General features: G+C 58.4%; 17 protein-coding genes. 7 read left to right on the plus strand and 10 right to left on the minus strand.

Annotated features, from left to right (window positions below; genetic code table 11):
* Positions 1 to 92: 92 nt before the first annotated feature.
* Together ACTHND_RS04880 and ACTHND_RS04885 are read right to left on the minus strand one after the other, a co-directional pair.
* A complete protein-coding gene (locus tag ACTHND_RS04880) occupies positions 93 to 2,771 on the minus strand; it encodes a glycosyltransferase (RefSeq protein WP_440176319.1) in 2,679 nt (892 codons plus the stop codon).
* A 135-nt stretch (positions 2,772 to 2,906) separates the two neighbouring features.
* A complete protein-coding gene (locus ACTHND_RS04885) occupies positions 2,907 to 3,746 on the minus strand; it encodes a hypothetical protein (RefSeq protein ID WP_440176322.1) in 840 nt (279 codons plus the stop codon).
* Positions 3,747 to 3,942: 196 nt separating this feature from the next.
* On the opposite strand from ACTHND_RS04885, the gene ACTHND_RS04890 reads away from it, so the two are divergent.
* Complete coding sequence (locus tag ACTHND_RS04890; RefSeq protein ID WP_440176323.1) at positions 3,943 to 4,854, plus strand: FkbM family methyltransferase; 912 nt, start codon at positions 3,943 to 3,945, stop codon at positions 4,852 to 4,854.
* On the opposite strand, the gene ACTHND_RS04895 is transcribed toward ACTHND_RS04890, so the two are convergent.
* Genes ACTHND_RS04895 through ACTHND_RS04915 form a run of 5 tightly spaced genes read right to left on the minus strand, consistent with a single transcriptional unit; the run spans position 4,851 to position 10,258 of the window.
* Entirely contained in the window at positions 4,851 to 5,525 is a 675-nt protein-coding gene (locus ACTHND_RS04895; protein ID WP_440176325.1) for a 6-phosphogluconolactonase, read from the minus strand. The two genes, ACTHND_RS04890 and ACTHND_RS04895, sit on opposite strands and share 4 nt — an antisense overlap.
* Positions 5,526 to 5,529: 4 nt before the next feature.
* A complete protein-coding gene (locus ACTHND_RS04900) occupies positions 5,530 to 6,207 on the minus strand; it encodes an acylneuraminate cytidylyltransferase family protein (RefSeq protein WP_440176327.1) in 678 nt (225 codons plus the stop codon).
* Positions 6,208 to 6,262: 55 nt separating this feature from the next.
* Entirely contained in the window at positions 6,263 to 8,785 is a 2,523-nt protein-coding gene (locus ACTHND_RS04905; RefSeq protein WP_440176329.1) for a glycosyltransferase family 4 protein, read from the minus strand.
* The gene (locus tag ACTHND_RS04910; protein ID WP_440176331.1) at positions 8,785 to 9,342 is read right to left on the minus strand and encodes a DUF4214 domain-containing protein; all 558 of its coding nucleotides are present in this window, start codon (positions 9,340 to 9,342) and stop codon (positions 8,785 to 8,787) included. Before ACTHND_RS04910 ends, ACTHND_RS04905 begins: the two co-directional genes overlap by 1 nt.
* Before the next feature lie 10 nt (positions 9,343 to 9,352).
* Positions 9,353 to 10,258 carry a GDP-mannose 4,6-dehydratase gene (locus ACTHND_RS04915; RefSeq protein WP_440176333.1) on the minus strand — a complete coding sequence of 302 codons (906 nt, stop codon included), beginning with the start codon at positions 10,256 to 10,258 and terminating at the stop codon, positions 9,353 to 9,355.
* A gap of 295 nt (positions 10,259 to 10,553) precedes the next feature.
* Here ACTHND_RS04915 and ACTHND_RS04920 point away from each other — a divergent pair, with 295 nt between their 5' ends.
* The 6 genes from ACTHND_RS04920 to ACTHND_RS04945 all read left to right on the plus strand — a co-directional run bounded on the left by ACTHND_RS04920 (position 10,554) and on the right by ACTHND_RS04945 (position 19,850).
* Positions 10,554 to 11,711, plus strand: coding sequence for an efflux RND transporter periplasmic adaptor subunit (locus tag ACTHND_RS04920; protein WP_440176335.1), 1,158 nt, complete (start codon positions 10,554 to 10,556; stop codon positions 11,709 to 11,711).
* A 3-nt stretch (positions 11,712 to 11,714) separates the two neighbouring features.
* Positions 11,715 to 14,888: an efflux RND transporter permease subunit gene (locus tag ACTHND_RS04925; protein WP_440176338.1), complete on the plus strand. Its 3,174-nt coding sequence runs from the start codon at positions 11,715 to 11,717 to the stop codon at positions 14,886 to 14,888.
* Positions 14,885 to 16,243 carry an efflux transporter outer membrane subunit gene (locus ACTHND_RS04930; RefSeq protein WP_440176340.1) on the plus strand — a complete coding sequence of 453 codons (1,359 nt, stop codon included), beginning with the start codon at positions 14,885 to 14,887 and terminating at the stop codon, positions 16,241 to 16,243. The genes ACTHND_RS04925 and ACTHND_RS04930 overlap by 4 nt, the downstream gene beginning before the upstream one ends.
* Positions 16,244 to 16,316: 73 nt before the next feature.
* Positions 16,317 to 16,538 carry an AbrB/MazE/SpoVT family DNA-binding domain-containing protein gene (locus ACTHND_RS04935; RefSeq protein ID WP_303831705.1) on the plus strand — a complete coding sequence of 74 codons (222 nt, stop codon included), beginning with the start codon at positions 16,317 to 16,319 and terminating at the stop codon, positions 16,536 to 16,538.
* Positions 16,539 to 16,937 (plus strand): death-on-curing protein, encoded by a 399-nt coding sequence (locus ACTHND_RS04940; RefSeq protein ID WP_440176343.1) that lies wholly within the window; start codon positions 16,539 to 16,541, stop codon positions 16,935 to 16,937. It abuts the gene before it with no gap.
* Between the two features lie 132 nt (positions 16,938 to 17,069).
* Complete coding sequence (locus ACTHND_RS04945) at positions 17,070 to 19,850, plus strand: bifunctional diguanylate cyclase/phosphodiesterase (protein ID WP_440176345.1); 2,781 nt, start codon at positions 17,070 to 17,072, stop codon at positions 19,848 to 19,850.
* A gap of 33 nt (positions 19,851 to 19,883) precedes the next feature.
* On the opposite strand, the gene ACTHND_RS04950 is transcribed toward ACTHND_RS04945, so the two are convergent.
* The 3 genes from ACTHND_RS04950 to ACTHND_RS04960 all read right to left on the minus strand — a co-directional run bounded on the left by ACTHND_RS04950 (position 19,884) and on the right by ACTHND_RS04960 (position 24,127).
* Positions 19,884 to 20,702, minus strand: coding sequence for a hypothetical protein (locus ACTHND_RS04950; protein WP_440176347.1), 819 nt, complete (start codon positions 20,700 to 20,702; stop codon positions 19,884 to 19,886).
* Positions 20,703 to 20,966: 264 nt separating this feature from the next.
* A complete protein-coding gene (locus tag ACTHND_RS04955) occupies positions 20,967 to 22,361 on the minus strand; it encodes an HlyD family type I secretion periplasmic adaptor subunit (RefSeq protein WP_440176349.1) in 1,395 nt (464 codons plus the stop codon).
* Positions 22,361 to 24,127 carry a type I secretion system permease/ATPase gene (locus ACTHND_RS04960; RefSeq protein WP_440176352.1) on the minus strand — a complete coding sequence of 589 codons (1,767 nt, stop codon included), beginning with the start codon at positions 24,125 to 24,127 and terminating at the stop codon, positions 22,361 to 22,363. The genes ACTHND_RS04955 and ACTHND_RS04960 overlap by 1 nt, the downstream gene beginning before the upstream one ends.
* Positions 24,128 to 24,379 lie beyond the last annotated feature (252 nt).

The raw sequence follows: 24,379 nt of genomic DNA on the forward strand, positions 1-24,379 counted from the left end.
GATATAAAGCAATATCAAACGCGCCCCATTACGTCTTCATATATGGCTTTTTCATGGCACATTTGCAGGCATAAATTACCGCAATGTAACCGTCAGGAATAATAGAGTTTTGTCTCGATGAAGTTCATCAAATCCGACATGACGATATCGTCGTTTAAATGCGCACAAGCATAATCAAACGCTTTTTTCTCAAGGGCTTCACGTTCTCGCTGATTATTCAGAAGGTTCGCAATATCAAAGTGCATTTCGTCCGAAGATGAAACGATCAGCGCTCCATATTCGATCGCGTCTTCGAGACCGCGCGCCCCCTCCGGTGTAGCCACTATTGCCTTGCCGCGCCCCAGCGCCTCGATGGTCTTTACGGGAATACCCGTGCCGAACAGGACAGGATTAATAACCAGTTTGGCATTACGGTAATAATCATTCAGGTCAGCCACCATCCCCAACAGCTTGACGGAAGCATGGACGCCACCGGTTACGGCTTCACAAACCTTGCCAACGACCATGAGTTCTGCCTTAGGCACGATATCAAGCACTTTGGGCCATGTATTTTCAATAAACTCGTTAATGCCAAAATTATTCGGTTCGTAGTTGTTGCCAATAAATAAAACCGAAGCCGGCCCTGTATTATCCGCCTCCATTCGCCGGGCTTCGACCCCGACCCCAGCCAGAACGACCTTTTTAGCGCCCAGCATTTCAACCAGATGGTCTTTCTCATCACGGCTGATGGCAATAACCGACGATGGCCCTGTAAGGGCTTTGACCTCTTCGTTATGACTGACGCTGAATTTTTCCAGCACAGGCACTGCTCGATTGCCAAACTGATCGCGGGCTTTACGGAACTGTTCATAACGCAGGGATTGGACATCGATTGTATCGAGCAGACCAATGGTCCCCGGCGGCAGCAGATCGTGCAGTTCAAAGCTCCAGATATATTCGGTAATCACTATGCGAGGTTGCAAAATCTCCAGAAGGGCGGCCGCCGAACCGTTGAAAACCGAATCGGCACGGTTGAAGATACCATCGTTCTTATTGCTGTTCCCACGAGGCTTCTTGAGCGCTTCATCGAGCCAGGTCGCAACCTTGGCTGCATGTGATGATTTGCCGGGCGCCTTGAGCCGCTCGACCAATGCGGCCGCCAATTCCTTACGAACCAAATTAGTTAGCATCAGGTGCGCATCACAGTACGGCATCAGTTCGCGGTACACATCGGCGGAAGCGGTAAGTTCCCATGGCTCGCTTCGATCGATCAACGCAGTGGCGTAGCCGGCGTTTTTGAAAGAACGCAGCATCGCCTTTACACGTTCATTCCCCCCCCCTGTCGTGCAGATTGATCCCTGAAGTACGATACAGACCAGCGGAACGTCGAAGTGGCGTGGCGCCGTGTTATGTTGAAGATAGGCTCGCAGGATTTTTTTTGTGTCCCTGCCGGAGAGGGCGCCTGGCGCGGTGAAGACCAGTTGATCAGCAATAAAACCCCACTCCCCGGCCATCGCTTCGCCATCGTCGCCTGACAAGGTATAGGTCAGCTTCTGGGCTGGGCCAACTACACCATTTACAGTCTGAATCGAAAGCCAGTTCGTCGTCTCGTTCCCATCAGGCGCTCCGGCTATTACCAGAGGCTTCGGATTGCCATAGGTGCGTTGTGCTGTTGCAATTTGTAAATGGCTGAGCGGCTGCCGCGACTGATGCCTGCCCCAGACCATGAAGGTTGATGAGCGCTCGTCAAAGAAGCAAAGCGTCATCTCGGCATCCAGCACCTTCACCTTCTTTGACGGGAGGTTGAAGTTCAGAAGGGCGTCACTCTTGTTATACAGCGTCGCCACAGCCTCACAGGCCGTAAAATCGGCCAGTGGGCCATCCGAAAAAGCATCCTCCAGGCTAAGATTATAGCTGAAAGCAGTAGCCGACACATCGCGGAAACCAAGTTTGCGCGTCAGTTCGGAGTCCTGCCTAAGTTCCGGGAAACCGTAAAGCCGGTGCCCACCGACCGACATTTCAATCCCTGTTACCGCTTCGTAGGCCCGGAACCATCCCGCAACCGTAACCTTACCATTCAATCGATCAACGACTACGCTCTCAAGTGCGCCGCGGGCCGGATTAAAAAGAATGTTGTCGGTCTCGACCGGCAGCTCAATTGAACTGTCATCAACGAAGCGGGCCAACAACTTCATGTCGGTGATATCTCCCTCACCGACAAAGGGCACGGTCGCTTCAAAACCCGAATGCAAATTCCGGCCCATCGGCGTCCGGTTGTCGATATCATCCCGATAAACAAAATGATTTTCTATCTTCACCTTGTTACCCGACGCCAGGCGTAGTCCCATGCCCATCAAAGGGCGATCGGGCAGATAATAACCGCCTATCGTCAGCAAGCGGCTGGGTCGGTCATACGCCAGATATTCAACCTTATAAGTCTTGTCACCCAGTACAGATAACGCCCGGACGGTTTTCGCCAGGCTCTCGCCTTCCAAACCGAGAAATTCCGCCGTCACCTGAGTTGGCTCCGCGCCCTCGGGCAGTTCCACACGCTCCATAACAAAGCGGAAGGCGTTGTCGCCCTCGCCCAGTTCGAATTTCGTAGCAATATCCTTGCGGTAAGTATTGAGAGCGCCTTCGTGCACCACGGTGCCGTCATTCAGCAGAATGCGAACCTGCGCCGTAAGGTCGGGGCGGGATATCCAGCCGCGCACGAGAAGCTGTCGCTGTCCCGAATGATAATTGGCCTCGCTTATGGCGGTCTTTACGGACACAGGTGTAGAAGATGTCATTTAGAAATCCGGCTGGTCAGGCATGTGATCAACAAATATCAAGCTTAGCGCATACTGCCAAAGCAGACGTTCACTTTTATGAAGGCTTTAAACGAAAACCAGAGTGGAGCGCGTTTCCATTTAAGCACTTGCACTCTAGGCGAGATCTTCAAGACGAATACGGGGAATTTTTTCGTCAACCAACGAACAGCGTGAAACAACCTTCAGGTCAATTCCCTTACCCGCCAGCCAGTCGTACCAGTCACCGCTGACAGCCGCACAAGCATCAACTTCATCAGGTATGATCCTTGGCTTATTGTAAAGGACACCGTTATCGTGCAGAAATTTATTGCGTTCGTCGCGGCCGGCGATAGCCTGGGATTGCGCCAGTATCTTGGTCTTGCGCGGGTCCGGCCGGTCATAAAAATGAGGCATGACGGTGGTGTTCTTTACACCAACGTCCCAACCCAGGGTGACAATTTCCTTGACCCCCAGATGAACGCCTAAATAAAAACCCAGTTCGTAAAGCACGCCTGGCCCCCAGGGGCGGTCAAGCTGCGCATCAAAGGTATAGTCATCAAAATTCCTGGCCCTCGCCAATTGCTGAGACAACTCGCTCGGCCTCGGAATATTGAGTGATATATCGTGTTCGCCAAAAACTTTCGGATCAGCCGCCGCCTTTTCATAAACCACCAGAGGGCGGTGTTCGGAAAAGTCATACTTCTGGTAGTTCCATGTATTGAGAAGCAAATAATCCATTATGCCCGGCGCATAAGGAAAAGCCTGCTTGATGGCAATGACGGTCTCATCCTTGAGCAGGCCAGTCAGTTCTTCCGGGGTATATTCTGAAAGAGACGGCCCGCAGGCAATAATAACGCAGCGCCCTCCCGCATTGCGGTTTTTCAGCGCATCCATTTGTCTGGCGGGCGATCCGAGCGCACGAATGGCCTCTACTTCAACCGGTGTCATTTTTGCGGCTTTGGTGGCAGTTGTCATATCCATCCTCTTTTTGCGGGTGCAACATAGCTATGGCCGACAATATTGAGCAAGCCTTTTTTCTCATAAACGCCAAGGCCTTCCATATCGGCTATTTTTTGGCAAATCCCGCAAAACGGAGAAGGGACGCCCAAAGATGCTTGACGCCACTGCGGGAAATGCGGGAGAGACAAAAGGGGCACCGACGGAGTTACGCATGGACCATCCCTTTCTTTCCGATGAAACCGCCGAAAAAATGAAAGATATTGGCGCGGCGGAAGAGCACTATAATGCCATGCGCATGTGGATACGTTACATGGAGCCAGGGCGGGCGGGAGAAATCATCACCAAGGCGCAGGAGTGGTTTGATACCCGCCCTGCGATCAGCTTCTGGGACTTCATGCGACCGGTTGTGGTGACCAGAAACATCCTTCTTGTGCCCCGCGGCATGAACGTTTTGTCGCCTAAAATGGTGCCTGAACTCATGGATGAAATCCTCGTTCGCCAGGAATACTATTTCGACAGCGACAACAAGGCTCCCTATATCATAGACGCCGGAGCGAATTTTGGCTTGGCAAGTTACTATTTCAAACGCCTGTTTCGTGACGCCCGCATACTGGCGGTAGACCCGGCGCCGGAAATTGCTGCCGTATACCGCTCAAATGTCGAACGACAGCAATGGCAGAATGTAGAGTTTCTGGAGGCCGCCATCTGTGCACATACGGGCAAGGGTGTACTATCCGTCCAGGACGATGAAGATACCGCCTCCACCTTGGTCCTGTCGCGGGCCAAGTCGGGACATCGTACTGTAGATGTCAGTCTCGTCGCCCTTGATGATTTGATTGACCGCTCCGTCGATATGCTGAAGATAGATATCGAAGGCAGCGAAACCGTTGCGCTGGAGGGCGCGGCCAATTCCCTGCGCCGCATCAAGTATATTGTCTGCGAATGTCATACGTTAAGCAATGGCAACAGCACATTGCTTCCGGTTCTTAATGTACTCAACGACGCCGGTTTTAACACCATGGTGTCGCGGAGTCCGTGGGCCGAACGCAATCGCCGTTTCCAGCCGATGCGCCATATTCAGCGCCCTCCCTCCTATACAATTTACGCCAGGCGTAACGACTAGGTTGTGAAGGCGATCGCATAGCCATGCTCGCCAATACGGGCTGCCGGCAGAACCTTACAATCCGCCTCCTTAGCCAGACTCGCTTCCAGCACCCGACGCTTTGTCTCTCCAGATACCACCAGGGTCAGCAGTTTCACTTGTGAGAAGGCGGCGCGCCCTAGCGTCAGCCGCGCATGTTTGTGCGGTGCCGTTTCCGGAACTGCGGTAGCGAAAATGTCCGGATCAGTGATTTCCGGCCGGTTCGGGAAGAGGGAAGCAAAGTGCGCGTCTTCACCAATCCCGATAAAACCCGCCGATACCGGCCATGCTGCCGATTTCAGAGCCGCTTCCCAAAAGGCCAGCGCAGCCACGGGCGCGATGCTCGGCCCAAAGCCAAGATAATGCAGCGACTTTTTCGCAGCGGCAAAAATCTCACGCACCATGCCTTCGGTCGAATCGGGGTGATCAACCGGCACCAGCCGTTCATCACTGGCAAAAACGACGATACGTTCCCAATCCAATTCTGCCGCCAGAACCCGCGGCAAAACCCGACGCGGCGTATTGCCGCCTGAAATCATGAAGCTGATACGATCGGGCGTCGCCTTCAGTGCTTCGGAGAGCGCCTCGGACAGTGCTTGAGCGCATGCCGCCTCTGCCTCCGTTGCACTCGCTGATCGTATGATTTCAAGCATGCGTTTAGGCGCTCTGTCCCTGAATAATGATCGGATAAAGCGCTTTCGCGATATCGAGGTCTTCCTGCGTCTTGATGACGTGTCCCGCCATGCGCCCCACGCTGCTGTACCCAACCCGCCCGGCATAGGTGGCGCAACCACCATTTTGCGCAGCCGCCAGGAAAGTGGTGCGCCGCCAGGCGGTCACTGCCCATACGATACGGCGGACCGGTCGCAAATCCTGACTGTTCGTCTTTTCGGCGAAAGTGAAATTGACCGGTTGCCCGTCATAAACGCATTCAAGATTTTCATCGACCACACTCATCAGGGCATCATACCGGTCCGTCTTCATCTCGGTGACAAAACTCTTTACGTCATCTACCGATAACAGAGGAGCAATCGAATGCACCTGGAACAGATAATCGCATTCGTGCTTTTCAAGAAACTCGCGCACAAATTGCTCGGATGTGGCGTTGTTATTACCCAGTTCTTCCGGACGCTGATGGAAGTTCACGCCTTCGGCCTCGGCGATCGGTCCGAAATCCGGGTGCTCGGAATTGACCCATATCTCATCAAACAACGCCGTAGCCAGGCATTTACGGATGGCGTGGACGATCATCGGCACCCCATCGATCAGGGCCAGGTTTTTCTTGGCAAGACGCTGACTGCCCATGCGGGCTGGAATCATGGCGATGCTTTTCATAAGGGGCTCCGTTGCAAATCAGGTTGTAATAGAGGCTTTGCGGCCTGTGTTTGGGTTACTTCCAACTTTTATACCATTTCCCGCTCAGGACGACCTCGACCAGTTGATCTCGGCTTTGCGCCCAGGTAAGCCACGGCATGCCGGCCGAACGCGGCGCGCGATCCTCTGCGTGGAGGTCAAGCCAGGTTTTCAGGTGTCCGGCCAGGCCAGCGGCGTCATGGGCGTCGAAGAAGCTGGCGCGCTCACCGGCCACCTCGCGGAAGACCGGCAGGTCGCGCGCTATAATGGCCAGGTCGTGCCGCGCCGCCTCGATCAAAGGCAGGCCGAAGCCCTCGCCTTCCGAAGCCGCGATAAGGGCGTCGGCTTTATCATAAAGCTTTTGAAGAAACTCGTCTGAGGCATTTTCCAGCCAGAACAGCCGGTCATGGCGATGGGGGTGATCGCGCACCTGACTGACCAGAGCGCCGACATGCCAGCCGAGCTTGCCGACCAGCACCAGATTGGCATCCACGCCTTCCGCCCACAGGGCATCGCAGGCGTCAATGACCTGGGCATACCCCTTGCGCGGTTCCAGGGTGCCGACCATCAGGAAGGTCGGGCGTTCGCGCATGGCCTGGAACACCGATGTCGATTCCGGAGGCAATCCTGTAGTCGGACGCGAGCCTTCGATATCGGCACCCAAGTGAAACCAGCCGAGTTTCAGCGGGCGATATCGCTGCGGGCCGTTCGTTTCCAGCCATTCCACCGTTTCGTCGGCAACCGCCTTTGAAATGGCAATAATGCCATCCATCTCAGCCAGGGTCTTCAGCCAGTTCTGGTGGGCATCCTGCATTTCCACCGCGAAGAAAGCCGGAAGAACGAGCGGCAACAGGTCATACACAACAAAATGGACTTCCACGCCCATCCGACGCCACTCGCGGTAAACCTCCGCCTGGCGCATGACAACGATATGCTGGAGATCCAGCCCCAGAAAAACATCACCACTACGTACTTCGACGCAGATATCTTCCGCGTCGGGTGACTGGCCCTGAAAAGCCTGCATGAAGCGCGTCGCATAGCGGTACCCCTGCATCTCCGTACCGGCATATACAGGCCGCACCACGAACCCTTGCGGTGGCCGCGCCACAAGTTCACTAAGGATGCTTCGCACCACGCGCTGAATGCCGGTGCGACTGTCCTGGGTCGCCAGTTCCGAGATATCCACCAGCAACTGACGCGGCGCGGGCGTCGGAAAGGTTTTGGCGAGCCCGGCAGCGAGATCGACAAATGCGATGGCCTCCCGATCGGCGCGACCAGCGAAGTGCTCGACGGCCGCTTCGACAACGGCTTCCGGCGTTGGCGCGGCTTCCGCCGGTTTCGCCGCATGAAGCGATTCAAAGGCTGCGATCGCTTTTTTTGCTGTAACGTCCCAGGAATAGTCTGAAGCGCGTCGGAGCCCGCTTTCGGACAGATCGGCACGAAACGCTTCATCCTGAAGCGCGACCTGCATCTTGGCAGCGATGGCGTCGACATCGTAGGGATCGAACAGCGCATCCTGGCGTCCGACGATTTCCGGCATACTCGTCAGGCTGGATGCGATCACGGCGGCGCCGCACGACATTGCCTCCAGAACCGGCAGGCCAAAGCCCTCGTGCAGGGAAGGAAATACGAACAGGGTGCAGAGATTATACAGCTTCAGAAGGTCATCATCGCTGACACGCCCGGTGATGATCACATCCTGTCCTGAAAGTCCAAAACGCCGGGCCTGATCGGTGAACGCATTGAAATGCGCGTCCGGCAATTTGCCGACAATCACAAGCTGATGATGGCTTCGGACAGTCTCCGGCAGATGCGCCCAGGCTTCGATCAGCCGCAAATGGTTCTTGCGTTCATCGGTGGCGCCCGAATACATCACCAGCTTGCGTGACAATCCAAGACGACGGTACAGATCGGCTTTTTCATCCGCGCTTATCTCGACCGGACGAAAGCGGTCATCGACCGCGGCGCCGATATTGACCGCATCTTCCGGACGCGTATTGAGCAGGCTGATGGCTTCATTGCGCGCCGATTCCGAAATGCACAGGAGACGGTCAGCCTGGCGCAGATGGTTCAACCGATCGCGGTAAAAAGGCTCGAATGCCGGGTCGGGATGCGCGTAACCGCTGTCCTTCAGCAGCGGGATCAGGTCATAGAGCGTCACCGCCGTGGGCACCGTCCAGGGCGTGCATCCCAGGCTGTGAACCGCGTCGTCACCGAAGCCCTCGAACAGGCTGGAGATATGCACCACATCCGGTGCCAGCGACGCTATGAAAGCCTCCCGCAGCCATTCCGCGGCATAGCGCCGCCCTTCATTGCCCGGATGGACGGAATCAGTCGGGGCAGCGGCGTGCCACACATGAATATGCTCACGCGGCAATAAGTCCGCGAAAGCGGCGCGGATCGGCTCGATTCCATCCTTCAGCATACCGTTCAGTACGAGATGCACCTCATGCGTACCGCAGTTGCGGACGATGGCTTCGGCCAGGGACAAACTGTAACGACCGATGCCACGTATCCGGCTTTCGCCCTGCACCCCTTGAAGATCGAGGACTATGCGCATCAGATCCCTTGCCCTTTAAGCGATGCCGCCCTGGCGCGAAGCCGGTAATATATTGATTGAGCCGAAGGCGGCAGACTGGCCAGCCGCTTCAGATCGCCGATTTGAGCGTTCAGGCTGTCAGGCGTATCCTTTTCCGCTTCGCGTCCCGTAATTCCCCCCTCCAGCCGCGCCAGCACCTGCTCGAACCCCTGTCCCATCCGGTTCTCAAGACGGGCATATCGCCGCGATCCGCCGATCCAGCCCAATCGGTGAAACAGGATGCGCTCCAATCGACGGAGCATTTTCCCTATTGCATTCGGCTGCCTCACCGCAAAGGGCGTTCCCCCGCGTTCTGCGTAACGCCGCCCCTCTTCAGACGCCGCCAGATCCTGAATAATCGCCCGCCGGTCTTCACCATTACGCAACAGGGGCAGATAGGTGCGCAGGGCGGTTTCATCCGGCGTGCGCCCCAGCAGCGTCTTGTAGGCACACCAGAGGAAGCGCTCGTCATAGAGAGCCAGCAGGTCTTCCATTGTTTCGGCGGGTCTGATTTTTTCCAGTCGGGAGACGGTTTTCATATGGGCTGTCTTAAGGCGCTTCGATCATCCAGCGCAAGGTATCGCCCAGTTCATAGGCCGGCAAATCGAGCGCCAGCGCTTCCAGCCGGCGGCGATCCCCCTGCAACACCCTGACCTCATTGGCGCGGACAAAGGCGGGATTGACCCGCACCTCTATCTCGTGGCCGGCAATGTCGCAGGCCATGCGGATGACCTCTTTCAGAGTGTAGGCCCGGCCAGAGCAGATATTGACCGTCTGGCCTGTGGCAGACGGATTTTCGATCAGCCGGCGATAGGCTTCAGCCACCATGCGGACATCGGAAAAATCACGCGCGACATCGATATTACCCAGTTCGATGGTTTCGGCACGGCGACGAATATGGCTGACGATCTTGGGCAGGAGGAAGTTTTCGCCCTGACCGACGCCGGTGTAGTTGAACGGCCGCGTCACAATGAGCGGCAGACTGTCACGATAGAGGGCCGCCATATATTCCATCGCCACCTTGCTGACGGCGTAATCATTGGCAGGCGCCAGCACGGCGTCTTCCGATATCGCCCCCGGCGTGGCATTGCCATAGACATTGGCGCTGGAGGCCAGCAGCACGCTGTCGGGCCTGTGGGTCCGCTTCAGCGCTTCGAGCAGATGACGCGTACCGATCAGATTTGTCGCATAGATGGCGTCGGCATCACCATGCGCCACGAAGCTGATCGCCGCCAGGTGCATCACGGCATCCGGGCGCGTTTCAGACATAATCGCTTCAAGCGCCGGCTGGTCCATCAGGTCGGCGCTGTAAAGCCCTGCGCAATGGGGGAAATCGGCCGACGGCATATCACGCCGCGTCAATCCGATCACGCGGTAGCCCCGCGCCGTCAGATCACGCGCCACATAACCGCCGGTGAACCCATCCGCGCCCGTTATCAATACCGTCTTGTTCATCAGCCTGTCCTCGATCGACCCTGGTCCGCACCTGTCACCGGTGCGGTACGGTCAGGCCGGAGACTGCGTTCTTGCGTCTTATCATCGCGGGTTTCAAGCGCTTTTTCCGACTTTCCGCGATTGCCGACCGTACAATCCAATACCCCACCCGTGTCATACAGACGTGAAACTCAACTATATGGATATGCACACCTATTCATGACTGACAAATACCGCTCATACAAAATCTGTTTGATATTTTCGCCGGAAAATGTTCGCACCTGCGTTAAGAAGGGCAGTAACCAAGAGGCGCCTGATGTTTAAAACTGTACCTACCGTGATTGCTGCCGCGCTGATCGGCACGCTTTGCCTTTCGGCCTGTGCCAAAAAGGATGACGGCGGCGCGAAAGGCGCGCGCGGGCCGACACCGGTAGGCTATGTGGTGGTCAATACCCAGCCGCTCAACCTGACCCAGGAACTGGCGGGCCGGACCTCGGCCTACCTGGTCTCCGAAGTGCGTCCGCAGGTGGGCGGCATCATCAAGGCGCGGCTCTTTACCGAGGGCGGGCAGGTTTCGGCTGGCCAGTCGCTCTACCAGATCGATCCGGCCACATATCAGGCGGCCTATGACAGCGCGCTGGCGCAACAGGCCCAAGCCCAGGCCAATTACGATTCGGCGAAGCAAAAGGCCGACCGCTACACCCAGCTTATCAGCATAAAGGCTATCAGCCAGCAGGATTACGACGACGCCCAGACGGCACTGAAAACTGCCGCCGCTACCCTGGCCCTGCAAAAGGCGGCGGTCCAGACCGCCCGCATCAATCTGAACTACACCAAGGTCGTCTCACCCATTTCCGGCCTGATCGGCAAGTCCACGGTGACCCCCGGCGCGCTCGTCACCGCCAACCAGACGACCGCTTTAGCCACGGTGCAGGATCTTTCCAAAATCTATGTCGATATCACCCAGTCGGCCTCCGACCTGCTGAAGCTCAAGCGCGCCCTGGCTTCCGGAGAACTGGGCGCGCCGGATCATGCTGATGTCACCCTGACGCTCGATGACGGCTCGACCTATCCGCTCACCGGCCGGCTGGAATTTTCCGATGTCACGGTCGATCCGGCCACTGGCTCAGTGACGCTGCGCGCCGTCTTTGCCAATCCGCAGGGCCTGCTGCTGCCCGGCATGTTCGTCAATGCCCGCATCGTCAAGGGCACGGTGTCGCAGGCGATCCTGATCCCGCAGGGCGCCGTGGTGCTGGATCCAACGGGCGGGGCCAGTGTGCTGCTGGCCGGGCCCGATAACAAGGCGCACAAGCAGGCCATTACGCTCGGCCAGATGCAGGGCAATCAGTGGCAGGTGCTGAATGGCCTGAAGGCTGGTGACAAGGTGATCGCCGAAGGCGCCATGAAGCTGAAGGACAAGGGCGACATCAAGGCCCAGCCGATCAAGCCCGCTCCCAACGCTTCGGAGCAATAGTTCATGTTGTCGCGTTTCTTTATCGTCCGCCCCATCTTCGCCTGGGTCATCGCCATCGTCATCATGCTGGCCGGCACCCTGGCCATCTTCACCCTGCCGGTCGAGCAATATCCGAAGATCGCCCTGCCGCAGGTGACGGTTTCGGCCACCTATACCGGCGCCTCGGCCAAGGTGGTCGAGGATTCGGTCACCCAGGTGATCGAACAAGGCATGACCGGGCTTGACGGCCTGAAATACATGACCTCGACCTCCTCGACGGGTTCCGGGTCGGTGACCCTGGTGTTCGAGGCCGGCACCGATCCGGATTTCGCCCAGGTCCAGGTGCAGAACCAGGCCAATTCGGTAATACGCCGCCTGCCGACCGACGTGCAGCAGCAGGGTCTGCGCGTCAACAAGGCATCGGGCTCCACCCTGATGGCTATCGCCCTCTATACCGAAGACGACAGCCTGACGAATGCCGATCTCGCCGACTGGATCGCCTCCAATCTCAATGACCCGATTTCGCGCATCGAAGGCGTGGGCGACACGCGTGTCTTCGGCTCGCAATACGCCATGCGCATCTGGCTGAACGCCGACAAGCTGGCCAGTTTCAGCCTGACACCGGCGGATGTCATCACTGCCATCCGGGCGCAGAACACCCAGGTTTCCGCCGGCAATCTGGGGGCCGATCCGGCAACGCCCGATACCGCGATCAACGCCACCATCACGGCGCAATCGCAATTACAGACCCCGGCGCAGTTCGAGAACATCATCGTCAAGAACAATGCCGCCGGCACGCCGGTCTACCTGCGCGATGTGGCCCGCGTCGAGTTGGGGCCGCAATCCTATGGCAGCATCGCCCGCATGAACGGCCATAAGGCTTCGGGGATGCAGATAACGCTTGCCACCGGCGCCAATGCGCTCAAGACGGCCGATCTGGTCAAGGCCAAGATCAAGGAACTGGAACCCTCGTTCCCGGCCGGCGTCAAATACGCCATCCCCAATGACTCGACGGATTTCGTCAAGCTGTCGATCGAAGACGTGGTGAAGACCCTGATCGAAGCCATTGTGCTCGTCTTCGTCATTATGTTCATCTTTCTGCAAAACTGGCGCGCCACGCTGATTCCGGCCATCGCCGTGCCGGTCGTACTCCTGGGCACGTTCGGCATCCTGGCCGTCTTCGGCTTCTCCATCAATACGCTCACCATGTTCGGGCTGGTGCTGGCCATCGGCCTGCTGGTCGATGACGCCATCGTCGTGGTCGAAAACGTCGAGCGCGTCATGCACGAAGAGGGCCTGGGGCCGCTGGAAGCGACACAAAAATCGATGGACGAGATCACCGGCGCCCTGATCGGCGTCGCTTCGGTGCTGGCCGCCATGTTCGTGCCCATGGCCTTTTTTGGCGGCACGCAAGGAATCATCTATCGCCAGTTTTCGGTGACGCTCGTTTCGGCCATGGGCCTGTCGGTCCTCGTCGCGCTTGTGTTGACCCCGCCCCTCTGCGCCACCCTGCTGCGCCGCCCGAAGCCGCATGAGGGCATCACGGTTGCGCCGGAAGGTGCGGAAGAAGAAGACGTGAAGGTCAAGGGGCTGCTCACCGGCTTCAATCGCGGTTTCCAGGTCTTCGCCCACCGCTACCAGAAATCGGTCAAGGGCATTATCCGCAAGCCGGGCCTGTTCATGCTGGTCTATGCCGGCATCATCGCCGCGGTCGTCGGCCTGGCCATGACCCTGCCGACCTCCTTCCTGCCCGACGAAGACCAGGGGGCGCTGATGACCCAGGTCCAGTTGCCGGTCGGCTCCACCACCGACAAAACGGTGGCCGTGCTCAAACAAGTCCAGGAGGTCTATCAGAAAGACCCGTCGGTTGCCTATGTCTTCACCATCGCCGGCTTCGGCGGCTCCGGATCGGGGGGCAACCAGGGCATGGCCTTCGTCCGCATGAAGGACTTCAAGGAACGCCACAGTGACGACATGAAGGTGTTTGCCCTCGTCGATCGCGTCAACAAGCAGTTCTCCAAAATCCACACGGCCCGCGTCTTCCCGGTCATCCCGCCCGCCGTGCGTGAACTGGGCAATGCCTCCGGCTTCGACTTGCAGTTGAAGGATGTCAGCGGCGTGGGCCATGAGGGCCTGGCCAATGCGCGCGACCAGCTTGTGGCGGCAGCGGCGAAAGAACCGATCCTGCAAAACGTCCGCGCCAATGTGCAGGACGACACCCCGCAACTCAAGCTCGATATCGACAATACCCGTGCCGGCGCCATGGGCGTGGCGGTCTCCGATATCAATTCGCTGCTGGGCACCGCGCTCGGCGGCACCTACGTCAACGACTTCATCGATCGGGGCCGGATCAAGCGCGTCTATGTCCAGGGAGACAGCCAATTCCGCAGCCAGCCGGAGGATATCAACCGCTGGTTCCTGCGCAACAGTGACGGCAACATGGTCCCCTTCTCGGCCGTCGGCTCGTCGCGCTGGACCTTCGGGCCGCCGCAACTGCAACGCTACAATGGCGCCGGTTCGATGGAGATCCAGGGCACGGCCGCTACCGGTCAGTCCAACGGCAAGGCCATGGAAAAGATGGAAGAACTGGCCGGCCAGTTGCCCCCCGGCATCGGTTACGAATGGACCGGCATCTCGCTCCAGGAAAAGGAATCCGGTCAGCAGGCCCCGGCACTCTACGCCCTGTCCGTGCTGGTCGTCTTTTTGCTTCTGGCCGCGCTCTATGAAAGCTGGTCGATCCCGTTCGCCGTTATCCTCGTCGTGCCGCTGGGCGTGTTCGGCGCCCTGCTGGCCACCTGGTTCCGCGGGCTCGACAACGACATCTATTTCCAGGTCGGCCTGCTGGCCACCATGGGTCTTTCCGCCAAGAACGCCATCCTGATCGTCGAGTTCGCCAAGATCCTGCACGAGGAGGGCCGTACCCTTCTTGACGCCACCCTGGAAGCCGTCCGCATCCGCCTGCGCCCGATCGTCATGACCTCGCTGGCCTTCACTTTCGGCATCCTGCCGCTGGCCCTGGCCAATTCGGCGGGTTCGGCCTCGCAGCACGCCATCGGCACCGGTCTGATCGGCGGGGTGCTTTCGGCCACCTTCCTGGCCATATTCTTCGTGCCGCTGTTCTTCGTGCTGGTGCAGAAACTGTTCCGCATGGATAACCTGCCACAGGATATCGCCGCCAAAAAGGAGGGCCGCCAATGAGACAGCTTATTTCACTGCTGGCTCCTTCTCTGGCGCTTTCCCTGGCGGTTTCCGGCTGCACAATGGCGCCACGTTATGAACGCCCCGCGCCGCCGGTCGCCGCCGAATGGCCGGTGGAGTCGCCGGTTGCCGCCAATGCGCCGATCCGGTGGCGTGACCTCTTCACCGATCCGCGCCTGCAATCGACCATCAGTCTGGCGCTGGAGCAGAACCGCGACCTGCGCGTGGCAGCGCTCAATGTCGAGAAGGCCCGGGCACAGTATCGCATTGCCCGCGCCGACCTGCTGCCGGCCATCGACGCCTCGCTCAGCCACCCGCGCAGCGAGAACGGCCACAGCTATACCGCTGAACTGGGGCTCAGCGCCTATGAGGTCGATCTGTTCGGCCGCGTCCGGTCGCTGAAAAACGCCGCCATAGAGAGCTTCTTTGCTGAGCGGGAGAACCGCAACGCCGTGCAGATCAGCCTGATCGCTGCCGTGGCTTCCCAATGGCTGACCCTGGCCTCGGACCAGGACCAGCTTCGCCTGGCGCAGCAGACCCTGGCCACGCGCAACGAGGCCCTGAGCATAGCCGAAGGCCGCGCCCGGATCGGCGTATTGAGCGATCTCGACCTCGCCTCTATCCAGGTGCTGGCGCAAACCGCGCGCGCCGATGTCGCCCGCCTGCAAACCGTCATCGACCAGGATAAAGCCGCCCTCACCCTGCTGACCGGCGCGCCCCTGACGGCCGACCTGTTGCCTGATGGTCTGCAAACCGGTCAGGTGGCAGACGCCCTGCCGGTCGGGCTGCCGTCCGATGTCCTGCTCGATCGCCCGGACGTTCTGGCAGCCGAGCATGACCTGAAAGCGGCCAATGCCAATATCGGCGCGGCGCGAGCCGCCTTCTTCCCGCGCATTACGCTGACCGGTTCGACCGGCTCGTCCAGCCCGGATCTCGACGGCCTGTTCAAGTCCGGCAGCGGCACCTGGAGCTTCGTGCCGTCGATCTCGGTTCCCATATTTTCCGGCGGCGCCAATATCGCCGGGCTGAAGAGCGCGCAGGCCAGCCGCGACATCGCGGTCGCCCAGTATGAAAAGGCGATCCAGTCGGCCTTTTCCGAGGTCAGCGATGCCCTCGCCGTGCGTGCCCGCATTGATGAACGCCTGAACGCCCAGACCGCCGCCACGGCCGCCGCCCAGCGCAGTCTGACCCTTTCCCAGGCCCGCTATGACAACGGGGTGGACAGCTACCTGACCCTTCAGGACGCCCAGCGGACACTCTATGCCTCGCAACAGACCCTGATCAGCCTGCAGGCCCTGCGCGCCACCAATCTCGTGGCGCTCTACAAGGCGCTGGGGGATGACGGGAGCCTGTAATAGGCTCCTTCATTTACACGGATTTTTGACATTTCACGGCTAAACTGATGCGGACATCACCTCCGAGGCGGCCATGGAACTGAAAATTACCCGGATCGGCAATTCGCTGGGCGTCATCCTGCCGCGCGACCTGCTGACCCGCCTGAAGCTCGACAAGGGCGATTCCGTGTTTCTGACCGAAACGCCGGAAGGTTATCGCCTGTCGCCCTATGATCCCGTCTTCGCCGAACAGATGCAGACAGCGCGCGACCTGATGAGAAAACGCCGCAACACCGTTCACGAACTGGCGAAATAGATGCCGTTCGTCCTGATCCAGGAAGGGGTGATCGAGGCGATACAGGCCGAACTGGCGGCCGAACACGGCGGTCGTGAGGGCCTGCGCGAACTCAGCCCGATCCGGATGATGCACGCCCGCGCCCATGCCCTCAATGACAGCACCGCCACCGACCTGGCCAGCCTGGCCGCCTGTTATGGTTATGCGCTGGCCCATGACCAGCTTTTTCATGACGCCAATCTCTCGACCGCTCTGATTGCCACGGAGCTTTTCCTGTCACTCAATGGCAGCCGGCTCGGTGCCGACGACACGACCTGCTTTCTGGGCTTCACGGTCGTTGGAAACGGCGAGCTAAGCGCCGAAGCTTTCGCAAGCTGGATACGCGGTCATATCGCGCCTCAGGCAATGGTTACGGCTTAATCACTGTATTTCGTCCGACAAGTTAACATCATTACAATCATATTGCGCCATACTCACTGACATATGCCTGTAAAAACGGGCATGGAAGCGCTCAACGACCGGTAAAATGCCGGCGGCAATTCGGTGGTATAAATGTATAGAATTCTTTACTGCTTAAAGGATCAGCATGACTGGAAGCTGGTCTTTCTGGCCGCCGCCGTCTGCATTTTGTCTTCTGTTGTCGCCGTCCTGACCATTGAACGCGCTCAGTCCACTTCCGGCGCACAGCGGATGCACTGGGTGCTGACGGCCGGCGCCGCGGGCGGTTTCGGCATCTGGGCCACGCATTTCATCGCCATGCTGGCCTATAAGGCGGGCGTCACCACCGGTTACGACCTGCGCCTGACCGTTTTATCGCTGGTCTGCGCCATGGGCATCACCGCCGGCGGCATCGAGGTCGGCATCAGCCGCGGTTTCAGGTATTCAAGCTTCGTTGGCGGCGCGGTGCTGGGCGCCGGCATCGCCTCGATGCACTATCTCGGCATGATGGCGCTGGACCTGCCCGGCCATGTCGTGTGGGCGCCGGACCTGGTTGCCGTGTCGATCCTTCTGGGGATTGTCTTTGGCGCCATCGCCATGTGGACCATCAATACCTCAGGCCAGTTCCGCTGGGCTGCGCGCCTGTCCCCCCTGCTGCTCGTCCTGGCCATTGTATCACACCACTTCACTGCCATGGGCGCGGTCACCGTGCAGCCTGATCCGGCCCGCACGGCCAGCGGGATGATGCTGTCTCCCGGCTCGATGTCCCTGACCATCACCATGGCCGCCATCGCCGTCCTGACCCTGTGTGCCTTCGCCGTCATTTCCGGCCGCAAGCTCGATCTGATGCGCGATGAAAGCAACCGCCGTTTCCGTGTTCTGCTGGAGGGGCTGGAAGACACCGCCATCTTCCTGCTCGATCCGCAGGGTCGCGTCACCGACTGGAATGCCGGCAGCGGCCGCAATAACGGCTACCCCGTCGCGGACATTACCGGCCGGATCTATGCCGATGTCTGCGCGGTCGATACCGATTTCCCCGCGCGCTACCGCGAGGCGCTAAAACAGGCCGAGCTTGAGGGCCGCGCCGAACTGGAAGGCCCGGCCCGCCGCGCCGATGGAAAGCTTTTCTGGGGCCAGACCCTGCTGCGCGCCCTGCGCGACGGCGAAGGCAAACTGCTGGGTTTCGCCAACATCACCCACGAAATCACCGAACGCAAGGCGGCGGAAGACGCTGTGAAAACCACGGCGCGCAACCTCGATGCCGCCTTGTCCAACATGCCTATGGGCTTGTGCCTGTTCGACCGCAACGAACGCCTGATTCTGGCCAACCGTCGCTTCATCGCTTTCTATAAGCTGGATGAGAACCTTGTGCAGCCTGGTGTCAGCTTCCGCACCCTGCTTGTCGCTATTTTGAGCCAGCGCGATGATGGCGCCCCGGACGACAGTGTCATAGAGGCTTTCCACGCCCGTCACCGGGAACTGATCGCTCTTCCCGGCGGCGGCACCTTTGTCTCGGACTATTTTCCGAATCACGTCATGTCGATTTCACACAGGCCAATGGCTGATGGTGGATGGGTCTCGACCTTCGAGGATGTCACCGAGCGCCGCGACTCTGAAGCCCGCATCCAGCACCTGGCGCGCCATGATGCCCTGACCGGCCTGCCCAACCGTACCCACTTCAACGACGCCTTTGAAATCGAACTGGCGCGCGCCGCGCAGAATGGCGAATATCTCGGCATGGTGGCCTTCGATATCGCGCAATTCAAGGAAATTAACGACCGCCTCGGCCACGAGGCCGGCGACGAAGTCCTGAAAAAACTGGCCACGCGACTGGTGGATCACGCCCATGTCGACGGCCGCCTGGTGGCGCGCTTCGGCGGCGACGAATTCAATTCCATGCGTCGTTTCAAGCGTCTCGAAGACCTGCGCGAGGCGGTACAGAAGCTTTATGATTGCACCTGCGAGCCTATTCGTATCGGCGACGAGGATATTGTCCTCACCATCAATATGGGCGTCAGCATCTATCCGCAGGACGGACAAACGCGGGAAGCCCTGCTCAACAATGCCGATCTCTCGATGCAGCGCGCCAAGACGATCACCGGACGATCGCTGTGCTATTATGACGCCGCCATGGATGAGGCGGCGCGCGAGCGCAATGCCATCGCCAAGGATCTGAAGCGCGCGCTCAAGGATGAGGAATTCCGGCTGTTCTACCAGGTCCAGCAATCGGTCGTGAGCGGAGAGATCACCGGCTACGAAGCCCTGATCCGCTGGAAACATCCGGTGCGCGGCTTTGTGTCGCCCATGGATTTCATTGCCGTCGCCGAAGAGAGCGGCGCCATCATCGAGATCGGCGCCTGGGTGCTGCGCACGGCCTGCCGCGAAGCTGCCGGCTGGGGCAATGACCTCAAGATCGCCGTCAACCTGTCGCCGGTCCAGCTCAATGATGCCAGCCTGATCGAAACGGTCCGGCAGGTGCTGGTCGAAACCGGCCTGTCACCTTCGCGCCTGGAACTGGAAATCACGGAATCGACCATTATCGGCGACAAGATCCACGCCCTGCACCAGTTGCGCCAGATCAAGGCCATGGGCGTCACCATCGCCATCGATGATTTTGGCACCGGCTATGCCTCGCTCGATACGCTCAACTCCTTCCCGTTCGACAAGATCAAGATCGACCGCTCATTCCTGATGGAGGCCGACAAGAGCGCCCAGGCGCGCGCCATTGTCCGGGCCATCCTGGCGCTCGGCAAGTCGCTGGAAATACCGGTACTGGCCGAGGGCGTCGAAACCGAGGCGCAACTGGGCCTGCTGCGCGAAGAAGGCTGCGAGGAAGCACAAGGCTACCTGCTCGGCCGCCCGGTGGAATTCATCAGCGCGGTTAAAGCCGCCTGAAGCAAATCAGCGAGCGGCCTGACAAAGCCAACGCTATGCCGCGAACAACTTTATCAGTTCGGGCTGATGGGCGTTGTATGCCTTAAGGAGATTTGCGTTTTCCGGACGCCTGTCGACAATGGCAGCAATCTTTTCGGCGACGCCGGCGGGCGGGGCCTGACGCTGGGCCTGGATGAACATGCGATTGTAATGATCGAATTGCCCGGCCGGCAGATCCATGGCTTTCAGGAAATAATCCCATCCCCTGGCAAGATGGCGGCGGCGGATCAGGCGTAATCCGGAATAGAACAAATAGGCCGTACTCAGTCGCCGGCCATCACGGATGAGGGAGCGGTATCCCTTTCCCGTCGCCTTGCCATCGATGGTTTCGAGAACCACCTTTTGCATCAAATGCGTATCTCCGAGGAAACGAAGAACCTCATTGTCGACCATGGGGAACAGCAGTGGGGTAATTTTGGCGCCCGTCGCCTGGATCAGCTCAAAATGCTTACGATCTATTTTTTGATATGGATCGTAAGATATATAAATCTTCGCTGTCTTGGAAATCTGCGACGCCATGTCATCCATGATGGGCTCAATCAATTGCCGTTCATCCTTCCAGCGGTTGTCGAATGGCACCTTATCTACCATCGGCGAAAACTGCGGCACAAAAGCTGTAACTCCGGTGGCGTTTAAAGGGCCGGAAAAAGCAAGGGCAGCATACCCTCCCATGCTCGTGCCATAGGTCACACGATGTTTATATATCGCCGCCGCGTGAGCCACCGCAGCCAAGGCTTCAGGCAGATCCGGAGACTGGTACCAGTTATTGACGCTGGTCTGGATGTGAATGGCGTCTATTTCATGCGACCGCAAGAATGATTCGCCGAAATTTCCTCTCTGAAACCCAGATTCAGATTTTTTTCCATGAAAACATATAACCACCTTACTTGAAGGCGATTTGTCTGTCCGAGATATATAAACGCGGATATTGCGTCCATAGTATAGAAAAGTGTTTGGTTTAGCGCTCATAGACTTACTGGTCCGCGCCAAAACGGCGCAATACGACGGCCCTTTATAGTTTCACTGACTTCGCACAACCTAGCAAGGTCCCGTCTGCGCGGCAATCGCTTAAAGCCGTCAGTTTTCCCGGAATGTTTTCCACAGCGACTGGTTCAAAGGCTCCAGCAGATATTGCAGCAGGGTTCGTTTGCGTAAAGGTACCACCACCTCCACCGGCAAGCCGGGCTTGAGGACGTCTCTATCCTTCATGATCCGGTTCAGCGTCGCGAGCGTTTCCGGACTAATTTGAATGCGTGCAATATAGAAGGACTTATTCGCCTCCTTGTCGCTGAAACTGTCGCCGGAAACATCGAGGACGCGCCCGTTGAGGATCGGCACATCACGCTCGTGCAGTGATGTAAAATGGACCTGCGCCATCTGTCCGGGTCTGATGTCATTACCATCCTTGATATCAACCATCGCCTGAATAACCAGGGGTGTGGCATCAGGTACAATATCCGCTACCTTTTGCCCCGGCGCGATAACACCACCAACGGTGAAGACGCTAAGTCCCATGACTTTGCCGGTAGCGGTCGCCCGAATGTGCAGACGATCATAGCTCGTGCGTGCGGCCTGCAACTGGGGCTCCATAGCCTTGAGTTTGGATTGGGTGTCACTCAGATCGGAAATCGTCTGATCAAGAAACTGTTTGCGAACGGATACGGCCTGAAGCCGCGTCTCACCAATCTTGGCTTCAGACGCGGCGATATTGGCGCGCAGAGCCCCATAATCGCCTTCCAGACCGGCTATTTCCTCCTGGAGCGAGCGCACCCGTGTCATCGGGGCATAGCCTTTGGCTTGCAGGTCTTTCACACCAGACAGTTCGTCCTTTGTCAGGGATTGCCTCTGAATATTGGATTTGGACTGCTCTTCGTAACCCGCAATCCCCTCGCGTGTTTGTTCAATACGTTGATCGAGCACCGACAGTTGGGTCCCCATGTAGGTACGATTGGCGGCCAGTTTACTGCGCTGGAGGTTCGCGGCGCTGTTAATCAGCGGCTGATACTGCGGGCCAAAATCATCCAGCCCGGCGGGTATGGCCAGGTCACCACCACCCGATTGCTCAGCCAGCAGACGCGCCTCCTTCAGTTTGAGGTCTATAAACTGCGCGATCAAGGCATTGGCGGTGGCCTCGGTCTGATCCCCGGCCAGATCGACCAGAATCTGCCCCTTGACAACATGATCGCCTTCCCGGACGTGCAGGGCCGAAATCACGCCGCCCTCCCTGTGCTGCACTTCCTGACGATTGCCCGTCACCACGATGGTGCCACGCGCATTGACCGCCGCATCGACGCGCGCCAGCGACGCCCATCCCAAGAAAATGATGAAGAAGGCAACTACGACAAACAGGCCTTGAGAAATATCCGGGCCCGGATCATCGAGGCCTGTTATATCTGCGGCCCGGCGGTGAAACGGATTCCACCGTGAACCTTTTGGCGGCATCGGAGCGTGTGCGCGAATGTCAAAAGCCATTAGTTCATCCCCGCCTTGCCGCCGGCGATGGGCGCCAGACTGGTCTGGCCGCGCTGCCTTGTGACGGCCTCAGCCCATTGCTGCGGCGTGCCGAAGAACTGCACCCGACCATTGGCCAGCATGAGGAGTTTTGATGCCCGTTCAAGCACACTGGTGCGGTGGGCAATGATGATGACACTGCCGCCGCGCTTGCACACGGCAGCCATGGCCTCGATCAAGGCGATTTCACCGGCGCTGTCAAGATAGGCGTTTGGTTCATCCAGCACCAGAACGGCAGGATCACGATATAGCGCCCGCGCCAGCGCCACCCGTTGCGCCTGGCCGCCGGAAAGCCCCTGGCCGCTAAGACCAAGCACTGTGTTATACCCCTTCGGCAGTTGCAGGATCATCTCATGCACCCCCGCCAACTTTGCCGCAGCGACAACCGCTTCATCAATCCCGGCCGCGTTGCCATCAGCAGCCGTTTCAAAGCGGCAGATATTGTCCCGCACGGTGCCGCCGAAAAGCGTCGAATCCTGCGGCAGGTAACCGATATGCCGCGCCAGCTTTTCCGAGTCCCAGTCCCGCCGTTCGGCGCCATCAAAGCGGATAGTGCCAACCTCGTAGGTGTCCGCCCCGACGATCAGCCGCGCCAAGGTTGATTTGCCAACGCCGCTTGGCCCGGCAACCCCCACCAACTCCCCTGGCAATACCCGCAAACTAATCCCTTGGAGAATAAAAGCCTTCTGATCGGGATGCGGAACGGTCAACCCGTCGATCTCAACCAATCCCTGAGGCGCAGGCAAGGCAGTCAGCGGCGTGGCGCCATCGTCTTGCTCGTTCAAGGCCCTGTCAACCGCTCGGAAGGCGTTGTAACCACGTATCAGACTGCGCCATGAGGTGATGACCTGCTCCATGGGCGTAAGCGCGCGTGACATCAACAGTGACGCGGCAAAAATGGCGCCCGCCGAAATCTGCTGATGTATAGCCAGCCACGCCCCGACGCCGAGCGCGACCGATTGCAGGAACTGGCGGATGAATTTCGACGCCGTGCTGTAGCCGCTGACACTGAGGCTGGCCTTTATCTGATCGTCAAGCGCGCCATGACGCTCCTTCAACTGGACTTCGACCAGAGCGCGCCGCATACCGAGTGCGCGCACAACATCAGCCTTCTGGCTTGTGGCATCCTGCCGGGCATAAGCCGCCGCCATGGTCTCGGCCGAACGGGTGACAAACTGATAGGAGGCCCGTTCACTCAACCAAGTGACGATCGCCAGCAGAAGACCACCGGCGACTGACAACCAGCCGAGAAGAGAGTGAAGATAAAAGGCCAGACCCAGAAAAATGACGATCCATGGCAGATCGAACACGGCCGTCATGCCCTGACCACTCAGGACTTGCCTGAATGCATCGAACTCACGCAGCAGAGTGGTGTTGGCCATCCCTTTCTTCATGGTGCCGCGCGCATAAAGATGATTGAGCACTTCACCGGCGAGGATACGGTCAAGACGAACACCCGACCGCATTAATAACCGGCCACGCAGACTGTCGAGAATAGACAGGGTTGCCAGTGACACCAGCAAAATCACCGTCAGATAAACGAGGGTCATTACCCCGCCCGTCGGCACCACACGCCCATATACCTGAAGCATATAGAGCGTCGGGGCCAGACTGAGCACATTGATAAAGAAGCTGAATACAGCCGCATTAGTGAAATGCAGGCGACATTGCGCCAACGCCCGCCCCAATGTCGGGTTGACCTTAAAGCGGGTTAGCATATGGATCATAAAAGCTTCTGTGATTTAACGAACCTAATCACGGCAGGTTTTATTCCCCCCGCTTCGCCACTATAGCTGCAATTGGCGCTTTTATCACGCATTTACAATCAAACCGTGTCTACCACGTTATGTGGCTTGTCACGTCTGCCTTATTAGCACCGGTAAGTGTAATCACATTTCCACCGCCGAGATCTATCACCGTATCAGCGCCCACCTGGGTAATGACTGCCGTCGCCTGATTATAGGCATGCAGGTTCAGGC

This window comes from Asticcacaulis sp. (assembly GCF_051954415.1).
In the GTDB taxonomy this organism is placed as follows: Bacteria; Pseudomonadota; Alphaproteobacteria; order Caulobacterales; family Caulobacteraceae; genus Asticcacaulis.

What these genes read in the sequence shown, in the direction of transcription:
- ACTHND_RS04885 (WP_440176322.1), bottom strand. Translation starts at nt 3,746, where the DNA reads ATGACAACTGCCACCAAAGCCGCAAAAATGACACCGGTTGAAGTAGAG.
- ACTHND_RS04945 (WP_440176345.1), top strand. Translation starts at nt 17,070, where the DNA reads ATGTATAGAATTCTTTACTGCTTAAAGGATCAGCATGACTGGAAGCTG.
- ACTHND_RS04960 (WP_440176352.1), bottom strand. Translation starts at nt 24,127, where the DNA reads ATGATCCATATGCTAACCCGCTTTAAGGTCAACCCGACATTGGGGCGG.
- ACTHND_RS04915 (WP_440176333.1), bottom strand. Translation starts at nt 10,258, where the DNA reads ATGAACAAGACGGTATTGATAACGGGCGCGGATGGGTTCACCGGCGGT.
- ACTHND_RS04880 (WP_440176319.1), bottom strand. Translation starts at nt 2,771, where the DNA reads ATGACATCTTCTACACCTGTGTCCGTAAAGACCGCCATAAGCGAGGCC.
- ACTHND_RS04890 (WP_440176323.1), top strand. Translation starts at nt 3,943, where the DNA reads ATGGACCATCCCTTTCTTTCCGATGAAACCGCCGAAAAAATGAAAGAT.
- ACTHND_RS04925 (WP_440176338.1), top strand. Translation starts at nt 11,715, where the DNA reads ATGTTGTCGCGTTTCTTTATCGTCCGCCCCATCTTCGCCTGGGTCATC.
- ACTHND_RS04940 (WP_440176343.1), top strand. Translation starts at nt 16,539, where the DNA reads ATGCCGTTCGTCCTGATCCAGGAAGGGGTGATCGAGGCGATACAGGCC.
- ACTHND_RS04920 (WP_440176335.1), top strand. Translation starts at nt 10,554, where the DNA reads ATGTTTAAAACTGTACCTACCGTGATTGCTGCCGCGCTGATCGGCACG.
- ACTHND_RS04905 (WP_440176329.1), bottom strand. Translation starts at nt 8,785, where the DNA reads ATGCGCATAGTCCTCGATCTTCAAGGGGTGCAGGGCGAAAGCCGGATA.
- ACTHND_RS04910 (WP_440176331.1), bottom strand. Translation starts at nt 9,342, where the DNA reads ATGAAAACCGTCTCCCGACTGGAAAAAATCAGACCCGCCGAAACAATG.
- ACTHND_RS04895 (WP_440176325.1), bottom strand. Translation starts at nt 5,525, where the DNA reads ATGCTTGAAATCATACGATCAGCGAGTGCAACGGAGGCAGAGGCGGCA.
- ACTHND_RS04955 (WP_440176349.1), bottom strand. Translation starts at nt 22,361, where the DNA reads ATGGCTTTTGACATTCGCGCACACGCTCCGATGCCGCCAAAAGGTTCA.
- ACTHND_RS04930 (WP_440176340.1), top strand. Translation starts at nt 14,885, where the DNA reads ATGAGACAGCTTATTTCACTGCTGGCTCCTTCTCTGGCGCTTTCCCTG.
- ACTHND_RS04900 (WP_440176327.1), bottom strand. Translation starts at nt 6,207, where the DNA reads ATGAAAAGCATCGCCATGATTCCAGCCCGCATGGGCAGTCAGCGTCTT.
- ACTHND_RS04935 (WP_303831705.1), top strand. Translation starts at nt 16,317, where the DNA reads ATGGAACTGAAAATTACCCGGATCGGCAATTCGCTGGGCGTCATCCTG.